Origin of the sequence: Methylocapsa sp. S129 (assembly GCF_009765995.1) — a bacterium.
Taxonomy (GTDB): Bacteria; Pseudomonadota; Alphaproteobacteria; order Rhizobiales; family Beijerinckiaceae; genus Roseiarcus.
The window spans coordinates 123,963-145,080 of the sequence record NZ_LMUI01000059.1 but is presented as its reverse complement, the minus strand read 5'-3'; the positions used below and the strand labels follow the sequence as shown (position 1 = coordinate 145,080).

The 21,118-nt window shown below is 59.9% G+C and carries 18 protein-coding genes; 10 read left to right on the top strand and 8 right to left on the bottom strand.

Features of this window, described 5'->3' with window-relative positions; translation table 11 throughout:
- Window positions 1–289: 289 nt before the first annotated feature.
- Complete coding sequence (locus tag GSQ90_RS29225; RefSeq protein WP_158818512.1) at window positions 290–820, top strand: hypothetical protein; 531 nt, start codon at window positions 290–292, stop codon at window positions 818–820.
- Window positions 821–1,434: 614 nt separating this feature from the next.
- Window positions 1,435–2,808, top strand: a complete 1,374-nt coding sequence (locus tag GSQ90_RS29220) for an aspartate aminotransferase family protein (protein ID WP_158818511.1) — start codon at window positions 1,435–1,437, stop codon at window positions 2,806–2,808.
- Window positions 2,809–2,826: 18 nt separating this feature from the next.
- Here GSQ90_RS29220 and GSQ90_RS29215 read toward each other — a convergent pair whose 3' ends face one another.
- Entirely contained in the window at window positions 2,827–3,759 is a 933-nt protein-coding gene (locus GSQ90_RS29215; RefSeq protein WP_158818510.1) for a hypothetical protein, read from the bottom strand.
- Window positions 3,760–3,963: 204 nt separating this feature from the next.
- Between GSQ90_RS29215 and guaA the strand changes: the two genes are divergently transcribed.
- Window positions 3,964–5,577, top strand: coding sequence for a glutamine-hydrolyzing GMP synthase (gene guaA, locus GSQ90_RS29210; RefSeq protein WP_158818509.1), 1,614 nt, complete (start codon window positions 3,964–3,966; stop codon window positions 5,575–5,577).
- A gap of 426 nt (window positions 5,578–6,003) precedes the next feature.
- Window positions 6,004–7,638: an SIR2 family protein gene (locus GSQ90_RS29205; RefSeq protein WP_246731830.1), complete on the top strand. Its 1,635-nt coding sequence runs from the start codon at window positions 6,004–6,006 to the stop codon at window positions 7,636–7,638.
- A 275-nt stretch (window positions 7,639–7,913) separates the two neighbouring features.
- Here GSQ90_RS29205 and GSQ90_RS29200 read toward each other — a convergent pair whose 3' ends face one another.
- Window positions 7,914–11,015 (bottom strand): DEAD/DEAH box helicase, encoded by a 3,102-nt coding sequence (locus GSQ90_RS29200; RefSeq protein WP_158818508.1) that lies wholly within the window; start codon window positions 11,013–11,015, stop codon window positions 7,914–7,916.
- Between the two features lie 5 nt (window positions 11,016–11,020).
- Complete coding sequence (locus tag GSQ90_RS29195; RefSeq protein WP_158818507.1) at window positions 11,021–11,626, bottom strand: hypothetical protein; 606 nt, start codon at window positions 11,624–11,626, stop codon at window positions 11,021–11,023.
- A 283-nt stretch (window positions 11,627–11,909) separates the two neighbouring features.
- On the opposite strand from GSQ90_RS29195, the gene GSQ90_RS29190 reads away from it, so the two are divergent.
- From GSQ90_RS29190 to GSQ90_RS29165, 6 genes are all read left to right on the top strand, one after another.
- Window positions 11,910–12,392, top strand: a complete 483-nt coding sequence (locus GSQ90_RS29190) for a toll/interleukin-1 receptor domain-containing protein (protein ID WP_158818506.1) — start codon at window positions 11,910–11,912, stop codon at window positions 12,390–12,392.
- A gap of 35 nt (window positions 12,393–12,427) precedes the next feature.
- On the top strand, window positions 12,428–12,799 hold the full coding sequence (locus GSQ90_RS29185; protein ID WP_158818505.1) for a TIR domain-containing protein: 372 nt from the start codon (window positions 12,428–12,430) through the stop codon (window positions 12,797–12,799).
- Between the two features lie 7 nt (window positions 12,800–12,806).
- The gene (locus GSQ90_RS29180; RefSeq protein WP_158818504.1) at window positions 12,807–13,802 is read left to right on the top strand and encodes a caspase family protein; all 996 of its coding nucleotides are present in this window, start codon (window positions 12,807–12,809) and stop codon (window positions 13,800–13,802) included.
- 16 nt (window positions 13,803–13,818) lie between these two features.
- Window positions 13,819–14,127 carry a hypothetical protein gene (locus GSQ90_RS29175; RefSeq protein ID WP_158818503.1) on the top strand — a complete coding sequence of 103 codons (309 nt, stop codon included), beginning with the start codon at window positions 13,819–13,821 and terminating at the stop codon, window positions 14,125–14,127.
- Entirely contained in the window at window positions 14,111–15,493 is a 1,383-nt protein-coding gene (locus GSQ90_RS29170) for a metallophosphoesterase (protein WP_158818502.1), read from the top strand. Before GSQ90_RS29175 ends, GSQ90_RS29170 begins: the two co-directional genes overlap by 17 nt.
- Before the next feature lie 180 nt (window positions 15,494–15,673).
- A protein-coding gene (locus tag GSQ90_RS29165; RefSeq protein WP_158818501.1) for an IS3 family transposase occupies window positions 15,674–16,821 on the top strand; the annotation gives its coding sequence in 2 pieces (ribosomal slippage) (window positions 15,674–15,926 and window positions 15,926–16,821; 1,149 coding nt in all).
- A 69-nt stretch (window positions 16,822–16,890) separates the two neighbouring features.
- On the opposite strand, the gene GSQ90_RS29160 is transcribed toward GSQ90_RS29165, so the two are convergent.
- From GSQ90_RS29160 to GSQ90_RS29140, 5 genes are all read right to left on the bottom strand, one after another.
- On the bottom strand, window positions 16,891–18,345 hold the full coding sequence (locus GSQ90_RS29160; protein WP_158818500.1) for a metallophosphoesterase: 1,455 nt from the start codon (window positions 18,343–18,345) through the stop codon (window positions 16,891–16,893).
- A complete protein-coding gene (locus GSQ90_RS29155) occupies window positions 18,327–19,259 on the bottom strand; it encodes a hypothetical protein (RefSeq protein WP_158818499.1) in 933 nt (310 codons plus the stop codon). The genes GSQ90_RS29160 and GSQ90_RS29155 overlap by 19 nt, the downstream gene beginning before the upstream one ends.
- A 167-nt stretch (window positions 19,260–19,426) precedes the next feature.
- On the bottom strand, window positions 19,427–19,939 hold the full coding sequence (locus GSQ90_RS29150; protein ID WP_158818498.1) for a GNAT family N-acetyltransferase: 513 nt from the start codon (window positions 19,937–19,939) through the stop codon (window positions 19,427–19,429).
- 3 nt (window positions 19,940–19,942) lie between these two features.
- Window positions 19,943–20,245, bottom strand: coding sequence for a DUF1778 domain-containing protein (locus GSQ90_RS29145; protein WP_158818497.1), 303 nt, complete (start codon window positions 20,243–20,245; stop codon window positions 19,943–19,945).
- A 134-nt stretch (window positions 20,246–20,379) separates the two neighbouring features.
- A complete protein-coding gene (locus tag GSQ90_RS29140; protein WP_158818496.1) occupies window positions 20,380–21,117 on the bottom strand; it encodes a hypothetical protein in 738 nt (245 codons plus the stop codon).
- Window position 21,118: the final 1 nt, after the last annotated feature.

Here is a 21,118-nt window from a genome sequence, read left to right as displayed (position 1 = left end):
CGCCTTGGTCACGACCACGCGCCCCGACGCGTCGACGCAATGGACCTGAAAAACAAGCTTGGCCAAATCCAGCCCAACACTGGTGACAGAAGACAAATCGGTGATAGACTTTCTCATGGACGGCGCTCCTTCAAATGGTCGCTTCAACGACAACCATTTTGGCACAGCTCTCAATTGAGCCAGATGCCGGTGCGGGCGCCGTCCACACCATCACCGTAATCCCTTGCGAACCGAAATCCGCTGGAGTTAGACTCTTCGCAATTCGGGAGAGGCCCATGTAGGAGAACCAATGAGAAATGCGGCCGTAACTCTTTGCCTTCTCGCCGCTGTGGGACCAGCGACGGCGGCTGACGTAGAGTACGATAACAAATTTTCTCACGTAAAGGTCGTTTACGGAACTCCCTCGACCGCGGCAATCCGGACCAATGCCCCCTTGCAGGAGGATATTCTGATCAACGGCTGGGCGTTCGAATCCGGTTGCGAAAGCATTCAAGTGAGTGATGAATACCGCGTGGCAGTTGCGCCGCAGCACGGAGTCATTTGTTTTCGGCGCGAAAAGGCGATCGTAAAAGCGAAAGGCGAAAAGTCTAGCTGCATTGGGCGGGAACTCATGTCGCTGAATGTCTACTATCGGCCGAACGGATCGTATATCGGAACTGACGCCTTCGGCTTTGACCTTTTGCACAACGGACGTGTGCGGACTGTCCATTCGGCGACGATCACGGTTCTTCCCCCTCTTGGTCCGCTCCCGAAGGTTGAAAGCCCTAGTGATCAGGAACAGCCGGGTCTGATGCCGCGTTGCCCTGACGACATAACGTAGCCACTACAAGCCGATTTGCACAACAACGTCGATACTGCGTACAACTGCGTAGGTCGCGCCTGCGGCAATGGTGTCACCGTGATCCCACCGTAATCCTGTCGCCGTAATCGACTTTGGCTCCTTCCTCGACGAATATTTCAACCCACGTCGGCGACGTTGGGAAACAGGGTTGTTTGTCGATAAGGCGTTGAGCAGGATCGGCGCCGTGGAAGCAAGTCTGGCGAGAATATTCTGATTTTGGGAATTATTTTCTGGACATTTCAGCTTTTCCGTTGGATGGTTTTCGGAGCTTTGCCTTGCGGGCGGCCATGGCCGCTCTCGAAATCAAAGAGGCGCAAGGCGCAGCGTCGATGACAGAACGAGCGCAGGGTCTGGAAGAAAAAAAATCAGATTTTTCCCTTGCAAGTCATTGATATCAAACGATCGTGCTTGAAAAAAATTTGCAGGGTTTAGAGCGGTCTATTGAAATCGTTAGGAGTTTTTTCTCCGCCCTTGGCCTGATTTCGCGCCGCCTCAGGTTTTGCAAGGGTTTTGCAAATCGTCAGAGAAGAGGACCGGGCGCTCATTTCAGGATAGACTGTGCTCCTCGTCCCAACCCCCCGGAGCCCTTCCTCGTGACCGCTCATCCCAATTCGATCGCCGCCCGCGATATCGCCTATTACTTCCATCCCGCCACCAACGCCCGTCGCCACGAGACGGTCGGCCCGATGGTCATCGAGCGCGGGCAGGGCGTCCATGTCTATGACGACCAGGGCAAGGAATATATCGAGGGCCTGGCGGGCCTGTGGAGCGTCGCGGTCGGTTTTGGCGAGGAGCGGCTGGCGAAGGCGGCGGCGGCGCAGATGCGCAAGCTGCCGTACTATCACTCCTTCTCCCATAAATCGCATCCCTCGGCGATCGCGCTCGCCGAGCGGCTGGTGCGCATGGCGCCGGGCAACATGTCCAAGGCGCATTTCACTTCGTCCGGTTCGGAGGCCAACGATCTCGCGATCAAGATGATCTGGTACTATAACAATGCGCTGGGACGCCCTGAAAAGAAAAAGATTATTTCGCGCCAGCGCGCCTATCACGGCGTCAGCATCGCCTCGGCGAGCCTGACCGGCCTGCCGGCGTTCCAGCGCGATTTCGACCTGCCGCTGCCGATGATCCACCACGTCTCCTGCCCGAGCTATTGGCGCTTTGGCGCCGCCGGCGAGAGCGAAGAGGCTTTCGCCAGCCGGCTTGCGAAAGAGCTTGAGGACAAAATCCTCGCCGAGGGCCCGGAGACGGTTGCGGCGTTTTTTGGCGAGCCTGTGATGGGGGCGGGCGGCGTCATCACGCCGCCGCGGACCTATTGGGAGAAGATCCAGGCGGTGTGCCGGCGCCATGACATTCTGATCGTCGCCGACGAAGTCATCACCGGCTTTGGCCGCACGGGAAAGATGTTCGGCTCGGAAACCTACGACATTACGCCCGACATTCTAGTCGTCTCGAAGGCGCTGACTTCGTCCTATATGCCGCTTTCGGCTTTGGTGTTCAACGACAAGATCTATCAGGTTCTGGCGGATAACTCGGCCAAGATCGGCGTGTTCGCGCATGGCTTCACCGCCAGCGGCCATCCCGTCGCCACCGCCGTCGCGCTGGAGAATCTCGACATCATCGAGGAGCGCGACCTCGTGGGCAACGCCGCCAGGCTCGCGCCGCAGTTTCAGGCGCGCTTGAAGGAATTCGCCGGGCATCCCTATGTCGGCGAAGTGCGCGGAATTGGCCTGATCGGCGCCCTGGAGCTTGTCGCCGACAAGACGACCAAGGCGGGGTTCGAAAAGCCGGGCGCGGTGGGCGCGAAGGTCGCGGAATTGGCGCAGGAAGAGGGGCTGATCATCCGCGCCATCGGCGACATCATCGCCTTCTGTCCGCCGCTGGTGATCACAGCGGAGGAAGTCGGCGAATTGTTCGACAGGTTCTCGCGAGCGCTGGCGCGGCTGCCGCTGGATTACCGCGCGGCGTGAGGCGCGCTGGCCGCCGCCTCAGGCGGCCAGACGGCGATCTTCGGGGGAGGCGGGCGCGACGGTGACGGCCTCGTCGTCGCGCCAGCGTCCGACTTTTTCCTCGCCCATGTGCGAGGCGAGGAGCGCAAGATAGTCTTCGCGCGGCATCGCGCGAAAGACGCCGGCGTCAATCCATGCGGCGCCGGGCGCGCATTCGATCAGCGCGAAATTCCAGTCGCCAAGCCGCCGGGCCAGATGCGCCAGGCCGAGCCGGGCGGCGCCCGACGCGATTTCGAAGGCGCCCTCGATCGTGAACACGCCGCCCACTGCGACGCCAAATCCGCCGCCGATCGTCTGGCCGCGCTCGTCGCGCACTTCGAAGGAATGGGCGAAGCCCGTGTCGAACAATTCGGCAAAGCTGGCAAGCAGGCGCGCCGGCATGATCGCCGAATGGCCCGCAGGGCGTCCGCTACGCGTCAAGATCGTTTCGATGTCGTGGTCGAAGGTCACGGTCCAACCGGCGGCCTCGGTCCGGGATTCGCTGGCTCTCGCTATATCGGCCGGCGTCGCGACAAAGCGGTCGGCGCGAGAATGCCAGGCGACAGGTCCCAGAGACGCGTTCGGGGAGAACCCTTTGCCATAGGCCTCCATCATCGAATCGGGCGCGAGATCGGACGCCAGGCCCGCCAGCCCGTCGGCGGAAGGCAGAGCGCCTCGGGGATCGGGCAGGTTCGCCGATTTGACGCGGCGCTCGCGCAGCAGGAGACCGAAGGTTGCGGGCAGATCGGCGACGCGTATCGGCCGCATCAGCCGCGACACGACCCGCATCAACCGTTGGGCCCTGACGGTCAGGTTTTCATGAAAGGCGGCCTGTCGGCGCAGGCGCCGCGCAGCGGGCGGCGGCGCCAGCTCGGGCTCGATGCCTTCTGAAAACAGGCTTCCAAAATTGCCTGTGCGCAATCGCAGCAACATGCTCGGCTCCCGCCTCGTCCGAACCCAAGATTCGGCTGACGGGTGAAAATTTAGACGCTTGGTGTTGTGCGTCCCTCAATTCAATCGTTCAAAACTTCGTTAATTTCCGTTCATAAGGAGTATTTTCGCGAGAAGGTTGCGCCTTATCGCGCGATTGCCTAATCGAACCTTATGGCCTTTGGCGTCGGAAGCGGAATCGTGGACATGACAGCGCAGCCCAGCAAAATCTCACCCCCTTCGGTCGACACCGCCGCGGATCACGACAAGCTGCTGATCGTCGATTTTGGCAGCCAGGTCACGCAATTGATCGCCAGAAGGGTGCGCGAGGCGGGCGTCTATTGCGAAATCGCGCCGTTTCAGAACGCGGCGAAAGCTTTTGAGGAACTGCGGCCCAAGGCGGTGATCCTGTCGGGCGGGCCCGCTTCGGTGCCCGACGAGGGCAGCCCGCGCGCGCCCGACGCGATTTTCCAGTCGGGCGTGCCGGTGCTGGGCATCTGCTATGGCCAGATGACGATGGCGGCGCAGCTTGGGGGCGAAGTCGAGAGCGGGCACCACAGGGAATTTGGCCGCGCCGACGTCTCCGTTCACGCCGCAAGTCCCTTGCTGGAAGGCGTCTGGAAGGCGGCTTCGCAGCATCCCGTCTGGATGAGCCATGGCGATCGCATCACGCGCCTGCCGGAAGGTTTCAAGACGATCGGCGTCTCCGCCAATGCGCCGCATGCGCTGATCGCCGACGAGAAGCGCAAATATTACGGCCTGATGTTCCACCCGGAAGTCGTCCATACGCCGGACGGCGCCAAGCTTCTCGCCAATTTCGTCCACAAGGTCGCGGGGATGAAGAGCGACTGGACGATGGCCGCGTTCCGCGCCGAAGCGCGCGAGGCGATCCGCCGCCAGGTCGGCAAGGGCCGGGTGATCTGCGGCCTGTCGGGCGGCGTCGATTCGGCGGTCGCCGCCGTGCTGATTCACGAAGCGATCGGCGACCAGCTCACCTGCGTCTTCGTCGACCACGGCCTGATGCGCCTGGACGAAGGCGAAGAGGTGGTGCGGCTGTTCCGCGACCATTACAATATCCCGCTGGTTCATGTTCAGGCCGCCGATCTGTTCCTCGGCGAGCTCAAGGGCGTCGAGGATCCCGAGGCGAAGCGCAAGACGATCGGGCGGCTGTTCATCGACGTGTTCGAGGCTGAGGCGAAGAAGATCGCGAGCGACGGGCGCGGCAAGGTGGAGTTCCTCGCGCAGGGCACGCTCTATCCCGACGTCATCGAATCCGTGTCCTTCTCCGGCGGCCCGTCCGTGACGATCAAGTCGCACCACAATGTCGGCGGCCTGCCCGAGCGCATGAATATGAAACTGGTCGAGCCGCTACGCGAGCTGTTCAAGGACGAAGTGCGGGCCTTGGGGCGCGAACTTGGCCTTCCGCCAAGCTTCGTCGGCCGCCATCCCTTTCCCGGCCCGGGTCTCGCCATCCGCATCCCGGGCGCCGTCACGCCCGAAAGGCTGGACGTGTTGCGCAAGGCCGACGCCATCTATCTCGACGAGATTCGCAAAGCGGGCCTCTACGACACGATCTGGCAGGCCTTCGCCGTGCTGCTGCCGGTGCGCACCGTCGGCGTGATGGGCGACGGGCGCACCTATGACCATGTCTGCGCGCTGCGGGCGGTGACCTCGAGCGACGGCATGACCGCTGACTTCTTCCCGTTCGACATGGGGTTTCTGGGAAGGGCGGCGACGCGGATCATCAACGAGGTCCGGGGGATCAACCGGGTGGTCTACGACGTGACGAGCAAGCCGCCGGGGACGATCGAGTGGGAGTGACGGGAATCGGCGGCGAAATCGTAGTTTCGCGCAGATCCCGAATCCATCAATCATAAACCGCAAGGTGCTATCGCTGCCGGACCCGTTCTATCCAGTGATGAAGTCGATCTATCGAATGGCCACTCTCCAGTACGTTTTCATTCTCCAATCAAAGCACACGCGCTCAAAAAGAAAAGCGCAATCAGACGGGCGTAGGGATATAGCGTAGAATAGCGTGCAAATTGGCGGGTCGCCTCGACGTTGATAGGTCAACTGCGCGCTGGGTGTCGCTTAAGACCGGGGCGAATCCGATGAGCGCTAGCGAAGGGCATCGGGCTCCCCGCCGGCGTGCGGCGAGTAATACCCCATCCATTATCCTTGATTAAAATTTGGGTTTGTCGCCTTATCAGACATTCTATCCCCATCCATAAGATGCCGAGCTATTGCGTGGCGCCAAAGTATCTCGTTCATTTTCCAAAGCCGCTCTTAGAAGACCTGGTGAATGGCCGGTGGCTGCCGGTCGTCGGCGCCGGAATGTCGCTAAATGCGAAACTGCCGCCGCCCGCGAAGATGCCGCTATGGTCAGAGCTCGGTAAGAGCTTCGCCGATGAGCTGATGGACTATTCGCCGACCAGCGTGCTCGATGGCATTTCGGCTTACGAACATGAATTTGGGCGAGCCCGCCTCATCGAGCGGCTGGTGGAGCTGCTCCATCTCGATCGGGTACAGCCGGGTTCCGCGCACAAGGAGTTTTGCAGCCTTCCGTTCGACATCGTTTGCACCACGAATTTCGATTTCCTGCTCGAAAAACAATACGACATGGAGCGTCAGGATAACCGGACGGTTCACCCGGTGGTGGACGAAGATCAACTGTCTATCAATGTGGGCGCCACGGGTACGCTTCTTTTGAAGCTGCATGGTGATGTCCGCCACCCCAAACGGCTTGTGGTGACAGAAGCCGACTATGACGGCTTCCTTACGAATTATCCGCTGATCGCGACCTATCTCTCGAACCTGCTTATCACGAAGACGGCCGTGTTCATCGGGTACAGTCTTGAGGATCCCGACTTTAGACAGATTTGGCAGGTGGTGGCGAGCCGCCTGGGTAAAACCCGGCGCATGGCTTACGCCGTCATGGTCAATGCAAAGCCCGGGGACATCGCGCGCTTCGAGCGTCGGGGAGTCAAGGTGGTCAACCTACCGGGTACACGCGAGCGATCCGGCGCGGTTCTCGCCGAGGCCTTTGCTGAATTGCGCGAGTATCGGCGTGAGCACGCGGGTCCCACGCTGAAGGCAACCGAGGAAGGGCCGCTGGAGCAGTTTCTGCTTCCACGCGATGCCATGAGCCGGCTTTGTCTGTTTGCGACGCCGCTCGATGTGCTCCCGTTCTACCGCGAGAACGTGTTTCCGCTGGCGGAAGCCGCGGGGTTTGTCCCCGTGACGGCCGCCGACGTTGTCAATCTTGGCGAGAGCGTCAGCGCAAAAATCGATACGCTCATCGACCGTGCCGCGGTGATGGTCGTTGATGCTAGCTCTTCTAATACGCAATTCGAATTAGGACTCGCTTTGGCGCGTGCACAGGAGACAGGCGAACGGCCGAACCGTCGGCGGCTGGAGGTTATCCCGGTCGTCACGGAATTTTCTCAATTGCCAACTCCGACCCTTGGACATTTTGTGATTGAACGCCCAGCGGTCCTTTCCGAGGACAGTCCATTCGTGCAGGACCTTGGCATGCACCTGCAACGCCTGGCGGACGGGATGGGTCTCGCGCAACGCCAGGAACCGCGCCGGCTTCTTGAAGCCAGGGAATATCGCGCTGCGGTGATTTCGGCGATGACACTGCTCGAAACGACCTTGCGCCAGCGCTTAAACAAAGCCCCGCGCGATGCTGTGCGAAGGCCGATGTCCATGCGGCAGTTGCTTGATCTCGCAAGAGAACAAGGAATTGTACAGGAGAACTTCGGCCGCATCTCGGAGTGGACAAAGCTTCGTAACGATGCGGTCCACACGGGAAGGCCCGTGACACGTAATGACGCCAAGCTTGTTGTCGAAGGCGTCGAGCGGATTGTCGATCGGGCATGACGTCGCAATCGCACACCGCCGAAGCGCTGCTCGCAGCCGCACGGGACCTGCCCCAGGGTGATAATGCCGTATGGGAAGGCTCGGGCGCATTTCATCCTGCCGGATGGAAGGCTGAGCCGTTGGCCCGGTGCTTTTTTGTTCGATGCGACGACCCCATACCATACGACATAGGGCAACCGCGTTGGTCTCGTTTTCATCGCGCCTTTGGTGAGTGCATCTCAACAGCGAAGAAATCTGACGGTATTGACGACGGTATAGAAGAATTCTTAGTTTCGTCAGGCCACATACGGCTCCAACACCGGCAGAGCCGCAATGGTCGCTCGTTCGCGCCGGCTGGCGATCGTTTCAGCAGCATTGCGGATGACCCGAAGCTTCCTTGCGTCACCGTCGATGCAGGCGAGGAGAGTTGCGTCAGTTGCCGTTTGAATCGCTGCAGGCTCACAGAGTTTCTGCTGCGCGAGGCGGGTGTAGTCGCCGCGGAGTAGTTCGGTACCTGCCTCCCGAGCGAGATCAACGGCAGCACCTGGGATCCCATAGGCCAGTCGCAAGGTGAGCCTTGAGACGCGGTCGCCAAGGTCGAGGCCTGGGTGCAGAATCTCGGCCACACGCGCTGCGGTGGGCAACACATCTGCTGTCCGCGCGGCTGCGCTTCGGACTGGGCCTGCGGCGCCACCGAAAGCGCCGCCGAATTGCGTCATCGTCTGCTCGACATCCTGCATCGGACGGCCGGAGATATAGAGCAAGCATGCAACAGCCTTCTTGGCCCTCAACGTCACCTGATGGCTATCAACAGCGAAGCGCTGAAACGCCGAGAGGATGCGTTGAGCGACTCCTTGCTGGCGCAGCTCGTTGGGCCAGAGGTACGGCTCCTTCTGTGTACTCTTCTTGTTTATCGGGAAGAGCACTTGGTCGAGCTCCACCGTCGACTGCGAGGCGCTGATAAGGGCAGGGTCGGTGATCTCATCCGGTGTCAGTCCAGAAAGACTTTCGACAAGGCGGATGATTGATCCAACCTCGATGGCGGACTCGCCTGCGAGGCGGCCGAGCGGGAGCAGATGGTAGTTGCCCTGGTCATTGATCTCGATGAGCTGGTGGCGGCTCAGATCACCCAGCGCATCGACGAGGTTATCGCGGCTCCACCGCCAATTCGCGCTCTGGGCGGCGGCTTGGAATGCGCCAAAGCTTGCTTCCAGGAAATCGATGATCTCGTCAGCGCTAACGCCTTCTACGCTGGCGCGACGCGCTGCGACGAGCACCTTGACGATGAGCGAGCGAGGATCGGTGCCGCTATCCAAGAAGCGCGACAACAAATCCTCCGGCGCGCCGGTGACATAACGCGACCAGAAATCGAACTCGGCGCGCGGGTCGGTGGCGAGAAGGTAGGAGGTGCCCTTTTCGGCGAAACCGAGACGGCCGGCTCGGCCGACGAGGTTCTTATACTCGGCAACGGAATAGGGTTTGTCGCCGGGATGTTCGAGGCCGGCGATGATGACGGATGAGGCAGGCGTGTTGACGCCCATGGCGAGGGTGGTCGTCGCCGCAATCACCCTCAGGTCCGATCCGGGCTTGCGGAATTCTTCTTCGATGATGCGGCGCTCTTCGGGCTCAAGGTCCGAATTATGAAAGGCGACGCCTTGGCCGAGCACACGACGAAGGTCTTGGCTCGCCTGGGAGGGATCACCGGCCGGAAGCTGATCAAGCGCGGCTGACACGGGCGGCAGGCCGAGCGCATCACCAAGGTAACGCGCGCATCCGCGCGTCTCGCCCTTCTGCTCGCGGAAGATGATGACCTGTTGGTTTTCGCTAACAAGCCTCTGGACCAGCGGGATGATCCAGTCCTGGCTAGATCCTTTCCCATAGTGGCGCCGGATGATCGGAGGTGAACTCGATTCCTTGCCCGTCTCCGAGTGGATAAACCGAAAGGAGCCATCGGCGAGTATGAGTCCCTCATCAAGGGGGACGGGACGTTCGTTCCGCCGCAGCAGCCGAGCGCCAAGCCAGCGTTCGAGACCGTTGGTATCGCCGATCACCGCGGAAAGTGCGATGATCTGAGGCTCCACGTCGATCCGCCTCTGCATGCGGATCAAGGTGAGGATGAACTCCAGGTTCGCGCCACGGCCCTCGTCGGCGATCATCTGGGCTTCGTCGACTACGATGACACCGGCCTGTCGCAGTACATGCGGATATGTGAGCGCGACCGCTGCAAATTTCTCGTAGGTCAGCAACGCGATATCGTACTGGCCGCGTAGGAGCGGCGTGATGTCGTCCGTCTCACCCGTCGCCTCTATGGTCCGGACACCGAACGACGAGTAGGTGGCTTGGAAGTGTCGCCGCTTGTCGGCGACCAGGGCCTTCAGAGGCAGGAGGAAGATCGCACGCTTGCGGTCGAGCACGTTCCGAAGCGCGGCGAGTTCGCCAATCATCGTCTTGCCTGACGAGGTCGGCGCGGAGACGACAAGATGCTGTCCATTGAGGACGCCAAAGTCGTTGACGGCCTCGACCTGCAGCGCGTTGAGGGATGGGATCGGTGCTGCCCAAGCGCTTACAAGAGCAGGCGGAAAGCCAACCGCCTCCAGCGAGCGAATGTCTCTTGAGACGTTCGCGGGCGCACGGTCTGGAAACGCCGCGAAGTAGCGCGCACCCGGAACGAAAATCGGCCAAGTGACGGCCCCGTCCATAGTGCCGCGGAAGGTGGGATTTTGCGGTCGACCGATCTGATGGGCAGCGGCGGTGACGCGGCCAGTCACGTAGTCGAGGAGACGATAGATCGGCAGCTTGCCGCTATCGATGATCTCGGGTACTCCGCGGAGCCCTTCGAGCAAATAGTAGGTGAAGAAGCCGTGGCCGAAGCGGCTGTGCTCGTAGGCGGGCTCATTGGCATTGGACGCGGTGAAGATGATGCGGCCATCGCCAGCCAGTTGATCGAGGCGCGCCTCAATGGAGCGAAGGTCGCGCGGCCGCGCTTCGACCTGAAGGACCTTCGCGCCGATGCCGCCCGAGAAGCAGCAGTCGAGCAGGAAGATGAGACGTCGGGCGGGAATGCGCGAGAACCATTCCTCGATCAGCCCGAGCGGCAGCGTGGTGTTGGTGATGTCGTGCAGCTGCGTGTCGTAGGTGACGAGTTCGTGCGTTTCCGAACCGTGACCGGAGAAGCCGATGACGACAGTGTCGGCGGGATCGCAGTTAGTCAGATCTTCGAATTCGCGCTCAAGACGGGCCCGCGTGGCTTCTTCGTCCATAACCAGGCGCGAGACACCGCCAAGGGTGTCGCTGAACAGCGCTTCGAGCGCAACGGCGTCGCGGCGGGCGCAACTCAGCTCATTGATCTCTGGCGAGAGATAACGATCGATGCCGATGAAGAGTCCCCGAAACGCCATGACCCCTAGCCCCCCAACTTCTTAAGGAGATCGTTGGCGGTGCCGAGGCGGCCGCGACGCATCATGATCCACTGCATCGCATGTCCGGCCAAACCAGCATTGTGGGTTGCGAGCTGAGCCTCTTGCCGCTGCAGGTATTCGGGGATCTGGGCGGTGGTGTCTTCGATGTACTTCGCGGCTTCGTCAGCTTGGTGCGCGGCGACTTCTATGCCGATAATCAATTTGTCGCCGCGTACCTCACCGCGGGGCGGGTTCAAGTTGTAGGGATTGGTGCGCAGGTGCCAAAGATCGCGCTCCCCCGTGAAGGGGATCGCTTTTGTCGCCTTAAGGCCCGGCACGCGAACCGATCCCCGCTCATAGCCCCAACGGTCGTGAACCTCGACCTGCACTTCCTGCACGCTGGCCTTGGCCGCCGCGAGGTCGACATTCAACGACTGGATCGTCGTCTCGGCAGCGATCTGAGCCGCGATCTCTTCATCAGTTTTGTCCGCAAACAACTTGTCGGGAAGCGCATCAACGCGGCTGCGCAGAAGCTCGACCTGACGCCGCAGAACGTCATCAAGGTCGACCTGGTCGCGCCGGTAAAATAGGAGTTCGCCGAGAACAGCCATCGCCCGCATACCTCCATCGGTCCGAATCGAACGCCAAAGTGGCTGCGGAACATAGCACGAACGAAGGTCGAGACGGAATCGCGGATGCCATCGGGAGGGCACGTTGAGGAGGTGGGGTCTTCCTAGTCATCGGACCGAAACGGCCTTCCAAACTCTCTGCTGACGAGTGCTCCTCGCCGTACCGCCTTGGACGGTCAATTCCGGTGGAAATTGATGTTTTATCGCACGTAAGGGTTGCGTTAGATCTGTTGTTCTGCAAATGTTCTAGGCGGGAGGGGCTGTAATGGCTATAAAAGTCTTCGTTTCACATAAAAAAGAGGACGCGGAGCAGGCTGCTGCCGTTGCGGCGCACCTTTCTGCGAGGGGCTTAGGCGTCTACCTGGATGTCATCGATGCGCAGCTGAGAAAAAGCGGGCCGGATCTGGCAGATTACATTCGTGCTCAGCTCGACCAATGTACCCAGCTTCTCGCCGTCATCAGCGCGCAGACCCAAGCATCGTGGTGGGTGCCATGGGAAATCGGCGTCGCGACTGAGAAGGAGCGCTTTCTGGCTTCGTTCGTCTCCGGCACCGCCACTGTCCCCGAATTTTTGCTGAAATGGCCCTATCTCCGGACCAGTGCAGATCTCGACAAGTATGCCGCGGAATCGAAACGGGCTGAGCTGCTCGTCGAAGACCGCGTGCAAAAAGGCTATCGAACCACCGCCCGAGCGTCGGGTTTTCGGGCGTTTCACACGTCCCTTAAGGCCTCTCTCGGCCAACCATAAATTCCAACAGAACCGATCAACACGAGGAAACAACCATGGCCGACAAGAAAGTCGTTTTTATTGCCTTCGCCATCGAAGATGAGACGCAGCGGGATTTCCTCAAGGGCCAATCCCTCCATCCGCGTGCGCCGTTTGAATTTATCGATATGTCGGTCAAGGACGCCTACGACAGCGGCTGGAAAGAAAAGGTCCGAACCCGGATCAAGCGGTCTGACGGCGTTATCGTTCTGGTAAGCAAAAATTCTAAGGCATCCACCGGTCAAAAATGGGAAATCGCCTGCGCAAAGGAAGAGAAAAAGAAAATTCGCGGAATTTATGCATACAGCAGCGATCGAACCGAGCTGGACGGCGTGACCACTTACACTTGGAGCGATGCGAACATCAGTAACTTCATTGACTCTCTTTGACCTCGCTATGCGTAAAGCTCTTGTCGTCGGCCTTGATTATTATCATGACCTCACGCCGCTCACTGGGTGTGTCAATGACGCGGATGCTGTGGCAGGCGTCCTTGGTCGTCACGCAAATGGCACAACGAACTTCACCACACCAAAGGTGCTAACCAGCACCGGCGCTCACAACGCTGTCGACCGCGACGAGCTTCGAGATTCTATCGAAGCCCTTTTCAAGGATGATTCCGAGATCGCCCTACTTTATTTTGCAGGCCACGGATATGTTGATGAGACTGGCGGCTTCCTTTGTGCAAGCGACTGCCGGAATGGTCATGACGGGCTGGCGCTGAGCGACGTGATGACCTTCGCGCGACTCTCGCCGGCGAAAAACAAGATTATAATTCTTGACAGCTGCCATGGCGGAATTGCCGCTAACCGGCCTGGCGGCGGTAGCATTGCCGAGATCTGCCAAGGCATGACGCTCCTTACGGCCTCAACCGAGAATCAGTATTCGTTTGAGGGTGGCAACGGGGCGCCGGGTGTCTTCACGAACCTGCTTGTCGACGCCTTGAATGGCGCCGCGGCTAATCTGGTTGGCGACGTCACACCTGGCAGCGTGTATGCCCATATTGACCAGTCGCTAGGTCCTTGGGGTGGGCAGCGCCCGGTGTTTAAAACCAACGTAAAGTCCTTTGTGTCTCTCCGTAAGGCGGCTCCCCCGATCGCATTCGCAGAGCTTCTGCAACTGGCCACTCATTTTCCACAACCAGGTTACAAGTTCCAACTCGATCCGTCGTTTGAGAAAGAAAGGTCTAAGGAGCAGCGGGAAGATCCAAATATTCCGGCGCCAGATCCTGCCAAAACGGCCATTTTTACGGTGTTACAGAACTATGTGAGAGTGAACTTAGTCCGTCCGGTCGATGCGCCCCACATGTGGCACGCCGCAATGGAACGCAAGTCATGCGAGCTAACGGTTCTCGGCGAACATTATCGTACGCTCGTTGCTGAAAATCTGATCTGAGGCATGCGAGGCTGGGATGTCCGATCATAAAAGTCATCTGCCATTTGAGTCGCTGGTCGAAGAGTTTGCCGCGCTTGAGCATCAGCGTTGGGCCCACTGGCAGAAATATGTTCATGACAACGGTCAGCGGCAGCCGGATGGTTCAATCGTGTTGCCCGCGGACCTCGTGGTGCGCTGGGAACGTCAGATAAATACGCAGTACGCGGATCTTACTGCAGAGGAAAAGGAGAGCGATCGTGAGCAGGTGAGGAAGTATCTTCCTCTCCTGGAGCGCTGGCTGGATCTCGTTCGGAAAGAAAGCAACGATAATGCCCGACTCATTTAGAACATTCCGCGACCCGCTTCTTTCTTTGTACCAATCGGCTGTCACAGAAGTCGCTAAAAAAATCGATCAGGGCGCAAAAGCCAGTGTCGCAAGTCGCGCTGGCGCGCGGCGGTCGATGACCAGTACGCTTCCGGATATCGCCGCAGGTATCGCCGAGCGCGAATACAATCGTTCAACGGGTGGCGTTGCGCCCGTTCCTCGTGGTGATCTGACCGCACGCGAGCTTTCCAAGTCCGGAATGGCGCAGGTCTGCGCAGAATGGGGCTTTCGGTATCTCAAAGCCATGGCGTCAAGGGACGACCAGGCCATCGCACAACTGAAGGATGAGTTCACGGCGGGGACTTGCGACCCAGCATGGTTCACCACCTTAGAGGCGTACCGAAGCTACCTGGGCGAAGACGGTAAGCGCAAAGCGGTGCCCTACGTCCGCGCGGCAACCGTCGGCCCAAAAACCATCGAGATCAAGAGCAACGCGCGTGTCGCTTTAATGGGGGACTGGGGCACCGGCGCACCGCCTGCGATCGGTGTCCTGAAATATGTCGCCGGTGACCACCCGGATCTGGTTGTGCACCTGGGTGACATTTACTACTCAGGCACGCCTGCGGAATGCCGATCGAACTTTATCGATCCGATCAGTGCTGTTCTCCGAACCAGCGCGAACATGCCCGTATATTCGCTGTCAGGCAACCATGACATGTACTGTGGAGGGGGCGGCTTTTATGAGCTTATCAAGCAGCTGAACGCCGCCCCATTGACGCAGCCGGCAAGCTTTTTCTGTTTGAGGTCTGCTGACGAGAAGTGGCAATTGTTGGCGATGGACACGGGGTTGCACGATGATAACCCGGTGACGGTGGCCGGTGCTGTGACATATCTGGAGGAGGATGAGCTCGCCTGGCACTGTGACCGCATCAATGAGTTTTCCGGTCGAACCATTTTGCTGTCCCATCACCAGCTGTTTTCAGCCTTTTCCCCCATTGGGCCGGCGGATGTTCAGGGAAAGCGATCTGCGGTGAATCCTCGGCTGCTTAAAGCATTTCAGCAGATGACGCAGACCAAGGGGGTCGCTGCGTGGTTCTGGGGCCATGAGCATATACTCAGCATTTATAATCCGTTCGCAGGACTGGAGCGTGGCCGCTGTTTGGGCCACGGCGCCGTGCCGGTTTCCGTTATCGACAAAGTCTACGAGCCGCTTGCGAATCTTGACGAGACGCCGTCATTGCTAGATCAGTCAGAACTCGGCACCACAGGCGGCGTCTACAATCATGGGTACGCGCTCCTCACCTTTAACGGAGGTTCGTGCCGGGCTGAGTACTACCAGGCGGCAAACAACGGGCGCACGTTGATTTTTGATGAGTCATTTTCGTAAGTCCGAGCGTGGCATCGTCGTTGAGACGTCATGAACCAGAATGGATGAGGCGAAGCAAGGGAAGCTGTCCTGAATGGTCCGTGTCGGTGAGCTGGGTGAGGGCGAACTTCGAAGTGCGGTTGACCTGCCCCCCACAAGGTCCCTCAGTTGAAATGAGAGTCCGTCAAATGGAGACGGACGATGAAGAAGAGCAGGTTCACAGAAGAGCAGATCATCGCGATTTTGCGCGAGCAGGAGGCAGGTTCGGCGACGGCGGAGGTCTGCCGACGGCACGGGATCAGCGAGCAGACGTTTTATCGCTGGAAGGCCCGATATGGCGGGATGACGCCCTCTGACGCTCAGAAGCTAAAAGGCATGGAAGACGAGAACCGCCGGCTGAAGAAGTTGCTGGCGGAAGCCATGCTGGACGTTTCGGCGCTGAAGGACATCCTGGGAAAAAACTGACTGGGCCTGCGGTGCGCCGGTCGGCTGCGCTTCGCCTGATGGCGGAGCGCGGCTATTCGCAGCGGCGCGCCTGCAGGCTGATTGAGGTTGATCCCAAAACGGTCCGGCGCGAGCCTACTGCCGATGCGCCCGATATCCGCGAGCGCCTGCGCGCGCTCGCCGCGGTGCGTCGCCGCTTCGGCTATCGCCGGCTCGGTTTGCTCCTTCAGCGCGAGAACATCGTCATGAACGAGAAGAAGCTGCTGCGGCTCTATCGCGAGGAAGGTCTGTCGGTGCGCCGCCGTCGCGGCCGCAAGCGCGCCACCGGAACGCGGGCGCCGATGGCGTTGCCGCAGGGTCCAAACCAGCGCTGGAGCCTCGATTTTGTCTCCGACGCACTGGCCTGGGGCCGCAAGTTCCGTGTACTTGCCGTCGTGGACGATTTTACGCGTGAAGCCCTGACGCTGGTCGTCGACACGTCCCTCGGCGGCCAGCGGGTGGTGCGCGAACTCGATGCGTTGATCGCGGCGCGCGGACGGCCGGCGACGATCGTCAGCGACAATGGAACGGAACTCACCAGCAGAGCGGTCCTGGAATGGACCAACAAGACCCGGCTCGAATGGCATTACATCGCGCCCGGCAAGCCGACGCAGAACGCCTTCGTCGAAAGCTTCAACGGCCGTTTCCGCGACGAGTGCCTGAACGAGGAGGTCTTCGCCTCGCTCTCCGAGGCCAGGGTTCTGATCGAGGCCTGGCGCCGCGACTACAACGACGTCCGCCCGCACTCGGCCCATGGCGGTCTAACGCCGAACGAAGCGCTTATCCAATCCGCGGGCGATCGGCTGCGCAATCCCAACCAGCTCCGCCGATCGCCCGCTATCGTCGCGGCAATGGGGACGATATAAACGTCGAGGACTCTCACAATGAATGAGGGACCGACGGGGAGCAGGTCACGGTCGATGCCGGCGGCCTGGTCATACAGCAATTGGAGCTACAGGAAGCGCACCGTGGAACACCTGTGCTCCCGCGACCGCGTCTAGCCGCAATTCGCGGATCCAGAGGTCGATCGCGTTCGCGCGCAGACGGAATAGGCAGTAGGTGTTTCGTTCCCCCGGAGGCAGGCGGTCGTTCTTTGCTCCTGCGCTGCCGTTGGCAACGACATGGATCGGCGTGCCAGCCACTTCTCCGTTAAGGGGAAGGCTCTGATACATTGCGATCTTCGGCTTATGCTGATGACCATGAAGGGCTACGTTGACACCGCCGCGCTGTGCTGCAGCCAGGATGTCGGATGCATCCAGTGTCAACGTCACTCCCCTGGACTTTGGAGCTTCCACGTTCGCGACTGGAAGCAGATGATGGTGAAGTGCGAGGAATCGGAAGGTCGGTCGCTCGACTTTTTGCTTTGCCAGCTCAGCGATCGCGTCCAAGCCATTCCGTCCTACATAGCCGTACTCCGTCCATTCGGTGGCGGCAATCGTACAGGAGTTCAGCACACAGACATCAAGATCTGCCTCGCCGAGGTGGATTCGGCGGATGTAGTTTAGCGACGCTTTCCAGTCGCGACCGACGAGCTCGTCCACGAAGGTTCTGAACATGGTTTCATGCTCGTAGTTAGCCTGCTTTTCGACGGCGTTTTCGCGAACGTCGATCTTAGCAGGGTCGGAGTATCGCACCACGTCGTGGTTACCAGGCACGGCAATAATCTGGTTCTTCTGTAGTTCGAGGCGCTTACGCAACGTTTCGAACTCCGCAAGCGCCGCACGTCGTGGCGCGCCGGCCCAGTCGCCGTGCGTCATAAAGTCTCCGGTCACGATGATCGCAGCGATGTCGTTCGTTAAGCCAAGCCGCTCGAGATCGGCGACGATGCATTCGGTAAGTGTGTGACGGCCGTCGCCGATCGCCACGTCCTCACCCTGGAGGCGGAAACCATAGTCCTTGCCGAAGTGCAGGTCCGAGAGATGAAGGACGCAGGATCGACCGGGGGCCTGAGCGGCGGTTGCGACGTGGCCAAGAACCGGATCCGCGACTGCACCGATCCAAAGAAAGGTCTGCTCCCGAATCGCATCGGCAAGCGCTTCGTCATAGTCCAGGTCTTCGATAGTCCGTAGGATGAAGACGCCGGCGGTCTCGTCGAGATGATCCCTGTAGTACGGGGGGACTATTTTGGCTTCTGCCGCGTTCGGTTCGGCAAAACCAACACACGCGCACAGATACGCGCGTTCAGCCGTTCGGTCGATCAATATGATGCCGATCTCGCGATCATCATCCAGTAATGCGTGGATCTTTTTCGTCTCAGCTGGCTCGAATGTCTTCTTCCACCAGCCCCATCCGACTCGGCCGTCACGAGCGATCAGCTCGCGGTGCTCCGCAATGGTGTCGATTCCTGGCGTGGTATCGCGGAATCGGAGCGCTATTGCCGGTGCTGCCATTCGATCAATCTCCGATATGGTGGGCGCGGGATGCGCCATGAGAGTAGGGCGGGCACGTCGATCAGCGCCCGTTCGAACGCGTCGCTGTCGGGCACGCGCAAGGCCTGTCGGACCACGTCAATCATACGTTCCGATGATTCTAGCCTCGCGACTTCGCTGTCCGAGCTCCAAATGTCGATCTGATCGATGCCGGGCGCGCGGGCGCTGACATAAGGCCAGTACCATCCGTCAGCTGACAATACCGGTTCCATTCCCATGGGACCCTCGCCTGGTCGGCGCCTGATCGCTAGCTGATAGTCGTCGATCGCGAAGCGTAGCCATTGCTCCACCGCGTCTTCTGCCAAGCCGACGGGCGGGAGTGTACGAACGTCTAGGCGGACCAGCTCTCCGATCAGCGGCGATCGCGAGAGTTCGATGCCCTCTCCGTGTTTGCGCGCAACCGTCTCGAACCAGGGCGTTGCGTAGCGAAGCGTCGCCACATTGCGGCAGATGTGAGCCCAGCGCGAGAAGCCCTTAAGGGCGAACGCCACTTCCCCCGCTGCTGACGGCCTAGTCATATCGGGCCACACCGAAACGAAGACCGTGCCGCCGACGCCGACGGCCCTGGCGGCCGCCTCAGACCAGCTGCTGAGCTGCGTCGGGTACCATGGCGGATCAGCGAGGGCGGTACGGTACTGGCGGTCCGCGATGAAATCGGTGGCATCGCACACGATGTGTCGTCGCGCGGCCTGAATCGGCTGACGATCCACCAGCGTTACGTCGACTCCTGTCGCTTCGAGGAGACGAGCGACGGTCGGAGCACCGATCGCGACGATTGGCGGCGAATCCCTAAGCAGGGTTGTGAGCGCTTGGGCGGTGGCGTCATCGTAGCGCCAGTCGAAGTCGAGCGGATGGGGGTGAGGCGGGTAGATCATGCATCGTCAGTCGGTTCGGCTAAAGTCGTTCTCGAGATGTCGGTTTCGACGGCCATTGGTGATCTAATCGTAGTTCGCAAGGTCCTGAACCCATCGACCATAATCCATCCAGACATTAACGGTGCGAGATTCGCTTCATCAAGTCATAATCGGATCTAGCGCACCAGCTAACTGCTGGAGCCGTTCTTTAGTGAAGCCGCTATATCGGCAATTGATCGAAACAGTATCAGCGGATCGTCTTTTGAGGCGATGAAGCCGCGCCGCTTCCAGAATGCGGCTGCTTCGGCGTCCACGGCGTTGACAATTAATGCGCGGCCGCCGATGAGGCCCGCGGCCGTAACGCAGCGCTGTAGCGCATGCTTGAGCAGGCCGGAGCCAATTCCTTTGCCTGTCCAATTTTGATCTGTCGCAAGTTGGCCCAGCAACAGGCATGGCACGGGATTTGGCGGCTGGCCCGTGCGGATCGAGCGCGGCATCGTTGACGGCACGATGGCGGTCGGTGCGAGGCCGTAATAGCCGATCACACGATTAGCCTCGTGGACGACGAGAACCGCCGTAAATCCTTTCTCCTGGTTCGAAAGCGCGCGTGTCTTGAGCCACCGATCAAGCGAGGGCTTGCCGCAGGAGAATTCCGCGAGATCGTGGGCGGCCGTCAACGGCTCCGGGCCGGAGATAGGCAAACCTCAGCTCCCGGCTTTTGAACCGGCGGTTTCCCAAGGTGCTGTGCGCCGGAAGAGGTCGACCATTTCGGGGACGGGGGCGGCGGGTCCGGACAGTGCAGTCATGAAGGCCTTGAAGCCGGCGGGACTCATCCGGATGGGCATGGTTTCCATCAGCACATCCTCGGCCGCGCGCACGGCTGCGTCGCGGACAAAGTCCGTACGCGAACGGCCGCGCAACGTAGCGGCACGATCGATGATAGCAATGTCAGCCTCGGGTAGCCGCATCGACAGCGGGTGCTCTTTGCGCTTGATCGCTCGGGACATGGCAAATCTCCTCAAAGACCATATAGCAAATTGTAGCGCGTTTTGCAATACGGGCATATTTCATGATTTGACGGCCAAGTGGCGGCGTTTCGCCCAAAAACCAGGAATGACTCTGCCAAGCATGAGGGAGCCGGCTAAAGCTGGTCAGGCCGATATGCCACTTGAGCGACGACTTTCGTCGCATCACCCCGGTTCTGGTATTTCCCGATCAGCGAACCATTCGGACTGTCGACCGAGTTTGCACGATAGAGATTCCACATCTTGTCCTTTGTCGGAGAAAGACGATACAGCCGTGCGTTCGTGCGGCAATGCCAGTCGGGCGATTTGGCCAGCTGCGTCCACTTGCAATCGGCGCCCGACAGAAGCCGCTGCTCGCGGGCAATCCGTTCCTTTTCACGCGATTGCTCGTATCGCTCCTTCTGCTCGATCCTGAGGCGCTCTTCCTCGCGTTCGACATGGTCGCGCAAAAGACCGATGATGGCTGGCAGCTCGGTTCCGTTGGCTTTCTCACGCTCGTAAATCGTCAGACAACCTGGTTGCAGCTCTTCCTTGGGGTAGGAGAAATAATCTTCGTCTTCGAAAGCCCGCATGCGTTGGGTAACGTCTGCGGTTGTCAGGGCCGGTCCTGGCAGTTTGTTCAGAAAGTCGCGCAGATCGTCGAGGGGAATCCAGCAGCCTACGGCCGACTTCACCAGCTTCTCTCGTTGCTCATCCCATTTGAGCCAGATTGAGTTTCGACCGTTAACGACGCGCATGATCTCATTCGCGAGCACGATTATCGTGTGCGGATCGCGGATGTGACGCAGAGAAGGGCTTCGGGCAAAATTGAACAGGAGATGCTTGATAGCCTGCAACCTATCGTCTTCTGGCATC